We start from the raw sequence: 6,190 nt of genomic DNA on the forward strand, positions 1-6,190 counted from the left end.
GTATCTAATAAATTATTTTTGAATCTTCATCCATTCATTCTGTAATATCCCCATTATAATACGGTCAAATTTCTTTCCATCTCGTTGAACAGCTTCTCTCATACATCCCTCCATCTGAAAGCCAACCTTTTCATACGCTTTAATTGCAGGCTGATTATATGAAATAACATCGAGACCTACACGATGTAAGTTTAATTCGTGAAAAGCATATTTCAGAATAAGGCGTAATCCTTCCGTACCATACCCCTTTCCTCTATGATCCTTATCACCTATACCAATTGCTAATAAACCAGCTCTATTATTCCACTCTATACTATGCAGTGCCACAAAACCAATTAGGATATCTTCTTGAATTGTTCTTAACATGAACGAAACACCGTTTGATTTTCGGCTCTTTAATAGCTCATACTCCTTTATTTCATGTAAAGATTGTGGAATTGCAGCGTCCGTATCTACATTTCTTAAATACTCACTATCTTCTTGCCAAATAGCCATTTTCTCAACATCTTCCGCTCTAATTGCTGATAATTTAATATTTTCGCCTACAAAAAGATTATTCATTGTAGTGTTCATTTTAAAGATCCCCCTTTTCAATTATGGGGATAGTTCTGTAATTTACTAGATCTATCTATCCCCGTGCCCCATCGTCTTCAGTAATAGTGGGGTACTTACAATAAGCGATAGCATTGGCACACCTCCCTTTAATAAGTTTGCACTCATTATATAATTTTCTGAGTATTTAATCAAAAAGGGATTATAAAAAAGACCCTTCAAATTGAAGAGTCTCATTTTAATATATCTACATCTATAGGCACACTTTTCCTTTTTAAAAAAATTATAGTATAGTAAGTTATCATCGGATTTTTCAGATAAAAACACCCATCATACGGAAGGAGAAACAATGTTTTATATCAAACAACTTCTTTTCTTTACCTATCAACAAGCTTTATCCTGTGTTTTTCCAGTAGTCATTTTTATCACCCTTGCCGGTTCAAAACTCATCCTGATTCCAGGGCTATATCGTTATGATTTCATCCTAATTGTTTGTCTTCTTGCTCAATATATTATGTACAAAACTCGTCTAGAAACAAAAGATGAGCTTAAGGTGATTGCTGTCTTTCATCTCATTGGGCTTTTATTAGAAATATATAAAGTTCACTTTGGTTCATGGAGTTATCCTGAAGAAGCATATTCAAAAATTTTTGGTGTCCCACTTTATAGCGGATTTATGTATGCTAGTGTCGCTAGTTATATATGCCAAGCATGGCGAAGATTACATTTACAAATGCAGAACTGGCCTAGGGCGATTTGGACAATACCACTAGGAGCTATGATTTATTTCAACTTTTTTACACACCACTTCCTATATGACTTTCGCTGGGTTTTAACTATCCTTTTATTCATTGTCTTTTTTCGTACTTTTGTACAATTTTCTGTACAAGAAGTTACATATAAAATGCCACTTGTACTTTCATTTTTCCTTATTGGATTTTTCATTTGGATTGCTGAAAACATCGCTACGTTCTTTGGCGCATGGCAATATCCCAATCAGCGAGAAGCTTGGAGCCTTGTTCACATCGGCAAGATTAGTTCATGGTTTTTACTCGTTGTAATCAGTATTATGATTGTGGCGCAGCTTAAACATTTTAAAGATAATGAAAACAAGCCAACTTCAATATCATAAGTTGGCTTGTTACATTTTGCTTCCCTATAAAGTGAAACTTTAATCAGTGGGGATTTTCTTCATCCCCCACCGATTATTAGCCCGCAAATAACAGGATAAATATTTCGTCGCTCAATACACTTTACCAAATGATGCCCTTGTTACATCTATGAATTGCTGTAATGGTAATGTGATCCATTTATCTTTATGCCAAGCAATTTGTGTAAAAATAGGAGTGATTGTATTATCGAAAACCAACTCCTTCATTGTACCTTCTTGTATATCTTTTCCTACAACCATTGCTGGTAAAATCGCTACACCTAGGCCTGCAATTACACATTGCTTAATTGCTTCCACACTAACAAACTCAATTTTATTTATAGGATATACGTCTTCTGTACGGAATAAGTCTTCAAATATAGTACGATATGAACAGCCTAGCTCTGTTAATAACAGCGTTTCGTTTTCTAAGTCTTTTATGGAAACCGTAGTTTTCTCAAGTAAAGGATGATTAGGAAAAACAACTATTTTTAATTCCTCTTGAATCAAAGACTCTACATGCAAAACATCTTCTGTTTTACATTCGTCTAAAATAAAGGCTAAGTCTAATTTCCCTTCCATTAATTGTTCTTTCGCATCCTTATTTGAATGAGCTGGTTTAAATATAAGCTTTATTTGAGGGAACTTTGCCTTAAACTCTTTTAAAATGAAAGGAAGTCGATATGTACATTGGCTTTCTTGTGCTCCAATTAGTAGCGTACCTGATATTTCCTCATCATCTTTCACAGCCATTTTAGCCTCATAACTTAACGCTATCATCTTATCCGCATATAACTGAAACTTCCGCCCTGCTTCAGTCAAAAAAAGACGTTTCCCCAATCGTTCGAACAATGGTGTTCCTAGCTCAGCTTCCAATGCTTTTATTTGAGCTGTCACACTTGACTGAGCAAAATTCAATATTTTCGCAGTCTGCGTAAAATTCAAATTTTCCGCTGCCGTTTTAAATGTAATTAATTGTTTTATTTCCAATATCTTTTCCTCCTTCCAATCGATATTTTCGATTGATTCCATCGAAATAATCTTCTTTTTCTATTGATATATGTATTGTATGATAAGAAACATTAACAAACAATATTGACGTACGTTACAAATTGGAGGTATTCCATATGAAAGCACTTTGTTTCGAAGCATTCGGAAATGCTGATGTATTAAAATATCAAGAAGTTCCAGACCCAATTATAAAACCAAAGGAGATTCTTGTTCGTACAAAAGCGATTGGCTTAAATTTTGCTGATATATATAGACGTAGAGGTGACTATCATCTTGCTGGTAAACCACCTTATATATTAGGGTATGAAGGATCAGGGATTGTAGAGCGTGTTGGTAATGAAGTTTCTAATATTAATGTTGGCGATCGTGTTGCATTTGCTGATGTCCCGTTCGCAAATGCCGAATTAGTAACTGTTCCAAAAGAAAAAGTTATTCCACTACCTGATCCTATTTCTTTCAATACAGCCTCTTCTGTTTTATTACAAGGTTTAACGGCTCATTATTTAACAAAAGATAGCTATAAAATAAAAGAAGGCGATGTTATTTTAGTGCATGCAGCAGCTGGTGGAGTTGGCCAACTTCTCGTGCAAATGATTAAACTGCAAGGTGGAAAAGTTATCGGTCTTACTTCATCAAAAGAAAAAGCAAACGTAGCTTATTCAGCTGGAGCAGACTATGTATTATTATATACAGAAGCATGGTGTGAAAAAGCACTGAAAATCACAAAAGGGCTTGGGGTTGACGCTGTATATGAATCAGTAGGTTCTACATTAGAAGAAAGTTTCAAGGCTACAAGAATCGGTGGGACAGTTGTATTTTACGGAATGGCTGGTGGCAATCCTGCCCCTATTGACCCCCGAATGCTAATGGATACTTCGAAAACTTTAACTGGCGGCGATCTTTGGAATGTACTCACAACGTATGAAGAACGAAAAAAACGTTCACAGCAACTATTTGATTGGATTACCGCTGGAAAATTAAATATCAAAAACCCAACTACTTTCTCTTTAAAAAATGGTGCTGAAGCACATCGATTATTAGAAAATCGAAAAAGTACTGGGAAAATTTTATTGATACCGTGATTATTTCGGATAAGGAATCTGAATCAAAAAGGGGGCAGCTAGAAGAACTCTTCTAGCTGCCCTTTTTTCAATTCTATTTATAAATACTTCGTCTGGCTATAATCTTTCGCATGCTCTTGTTTAATCATTATATTCATTTCATCCTTTGTTCTTTCTTATTTCTTTTTGAATTTTACGAAGTGCTTTTTTCGATCCCCGCTCTATATCATGCTGCATTTTCCGCTCTTTATAATCCATAAATAATGTATCTAAATCGTACCCTTCTGGATATAATTCCTTCGCTTGTACCTCTAAAGAGATTCGCTTAACATTTACTTCCATACATTCCCCATTATAAAACACGACAACGTTATGGAAATTATCTTTTTCTTTATATACAATTCCAAAGTCATCATAGTCTAATAATTTCACACGGTCTCCCTTTTCATATTTATATTTCTCTTCTATTTTCTCTTTCACAACTTTAGGTTTTCTTATTCTACTTTCATGCAGTCTCTCTAAACGATATTCTTTATTTTCCATATAACCTTTTGCTCTTTGCAGCACATTTTCTCGTATATTCATTTTTTTTGAAATCCATAGGGCATTACTCTCCCCCGATTTCCCTATCATTAACTTATACATTGGTTCCAATGTTTCACTATTAAATTGCATCGCCGCGTTCATAAAATCACTGTGCATTTCTGAAAAGCGTTTAATTTCACCATAATGAGTAGTCGCAACAGTTATACAACCCATATGATAAAACTCTTCTAAAATAGAAATCGCAAGCGCAGCTCCTTCATTCGGTTCCGTACCGCTGCCGATTTCATCAAATAATAAAAGTGTATTATTACTCGAAGCTCTCATAATTTCCGAAAGATTTTTCATATGCGATGAAAATGTACTCAGTGCATTTTCTATACTTTGATTGTCACCAATATCTACAAAAATATTTCCAAAGATGGCAATCTCCGTTTCCTTATCTGCTGCAATATGAAACCCTGACATTGTTGCTAATGTTACTAAACCTATTGTTTTGAGAACAATCGTTTTCCCACCAGCATTTGGTCCTGTAATAATTAAGCTTCGGTAATTTTGCCCGATTTCAAAGTTTAGTGGTACAACTTCTCCTGATAATAATGGATGTTTGCATTGAACTAATTTTACATATCCATAATCATTTAACCTCGGCTCTATCCCGCCAATATGTTTACTAAATTTCGCTTTTGCAAACACCATGTCATATTGACTAATCAGCTCCATATTAATCTTAATGTTATAAATGTCCTCTAAGATCATTCCCGATAAAGTGGCTAATATTTGATATTCTTCCATCGCTTCTTCAGCTTTTAGGCTCGCTAGTTCCACATTTAATTTTGTAACAGTATTAGGCTCTATAAAAACTGTTGAACCTTTAGAAGAAATTTCAACAATAGTTCCTGCAACTTGATTTTTATAAGAAGCTTTAACCGGAATTGTATAGCGATCATCTTTTTTACTAATAAAGAATTCTTGAATATACTTCTTATTCACACTACTATTTAAAAATTTATTTAACCGTTCTTTAATTTTCCCCTCTACGGAGTCGACATTATTTCGAATTCGTTTTAACTCTTTGCTTGCGGCAGAATCAATACGATTTCCTTTAATTGAAAAATCAATTTCTTCTTCCACACTTTTGAATTCGGACATTGAATTCGCATACGATGCTAGTACTGGTGCGAAAAATTCTTTATCCAGCATAAACTTTTTAACCTTTCGACACCCTCGTAAAAAGTCTGATACACGAACTAGCTCATTTGGATCTAAGATCATGCCTTTCTCAAGTTTTTGAATTGTACTATCGATATTAGAAATCCCGAAAAAAGGTACATGCCCTTCTGCATCTAATATAGCTCGCGCTTCAGTTGTTTCATTCAAACGATTTTTCACTACTTTTATACTTGTGCTTGGCTCCAATTTATTTAACAACTGTTTTCCTAATCCACTCACACAATACGATTTAACTATTTCCTTCAACTCGTTATATTGCAACTTTTCCAAAGTTATTTTATTCAATTTCTATTCTCCTCACTATGATTTACTCACATCATAAATGAAGATACCCACCCATTAGATTCCAATGAGATGTAAATAATTAGATTTTCATGCGATAAAAATAAACACAAAAAAGCTGCGGAGATACCGCAGCTTTTTACATTTACAAGGCATGTGTAATATATAATGAAATAAACCATCAAAAAACACATGGCTACCCCCTAATCATTACACGCTTTATAAAGTATTGTAGGTATCTTCATAGGTTGAAATAAATCCATGACAAAATTAGGGGTATGAATTATATAAAAATCCCCTGTTCTCATCAGATTTATTTCATTCAATTTTTCCTATTTAGAACCTACCGCACTCACAA

At 34.2% G+C, this 6,190-nt stretch carries 5 protein-coding genes; 2 read left to right on the forward strand and 3 right to left on the reverse strand.

Translation table 11 applies throughout. The annotated features are described in order from the left end of the window. Positions 1-12: 12 nt before the first annotated feature. On the reverse strand, positions 13-573 hold the full coding sequence (locus V7183_RS16675; protein ID WP_335360215.1) for a GNAT family N-acetyltransferase: 561 nt from the start codon (positions 571-573) through the stop codon (positions 13-15). 328 nt (positions 574-901) lie between these two features. On the opposite strand from V7183_RS16675, the gene V7183_RS16680 reads away from it, so the two are divergent. Then, complete coding sequence (locus tag V7183_RS16680) at positions 902-1,684, forward strand: DUF817 domain-containing protein (protein ID WP_335360216.1); 783 nt, start codon at positions 902-904, stop codon at positions 1,682-1,684. Between the two features lie 111 nt (positions 1,685-1,795). On the opposite strand, the gene V7183_RS16685 is transcribed toward V7183_RS16680, so the two are convergent. Then, the gene (locus V7183_RS16685; protein ID WP_335360217.1) at positions 1,796-2,692 is read right to left on the reverse strand and encodes a LysR family transcriptional regulator; all 897 of its coding nucleotides are present in this window, start codon (positions 2,690-2,692) and stop codon (positions 1,796-1,798) included. A 137-nt stretch (positions 2,693-2,829) separates the two neighbouring features. On the opposite strand from V7183_RS16685, the gene V7183_RS16690 reads away from it, so the two are divergent. Further along, positions 2,830-3,795, forward strand: a complete 966-nt coding sequence (locus tag V7183_RS16690; protein ID WP_335360218.1) for a quinone oxidoreductase family protein — start codon at positions 2,830-2,832, stop codon at positions 3,793-3,795. A gap of 138 nt (positions 3,796-3,933) precedes the next feature. Here the strand turns inward: V7183_RS16690 and V7183_RS16695 are convergent, their stop codons facing one another. Beyond that, positions 3,934-5,835, reverse strand: a complete 1,902-nt coding sequence (locus V7183_RS16695; RefSeq protein WP_335360219.1) for an endonuclease MutS2 — start codon at positions 5,833-5,835, stop codon at positions 3,934-3,936. Between the last annotated feature and the right edge of the window lie 355 nt (positions 5,836-6,190).

Source organism: Bacillus sp. JJ1127, assembly GCF_036965845.1.
GTDB lineage: Bacteria > Bacillota > Bacilli > Bacillales > Bacillaceae_G > Bacillus_A.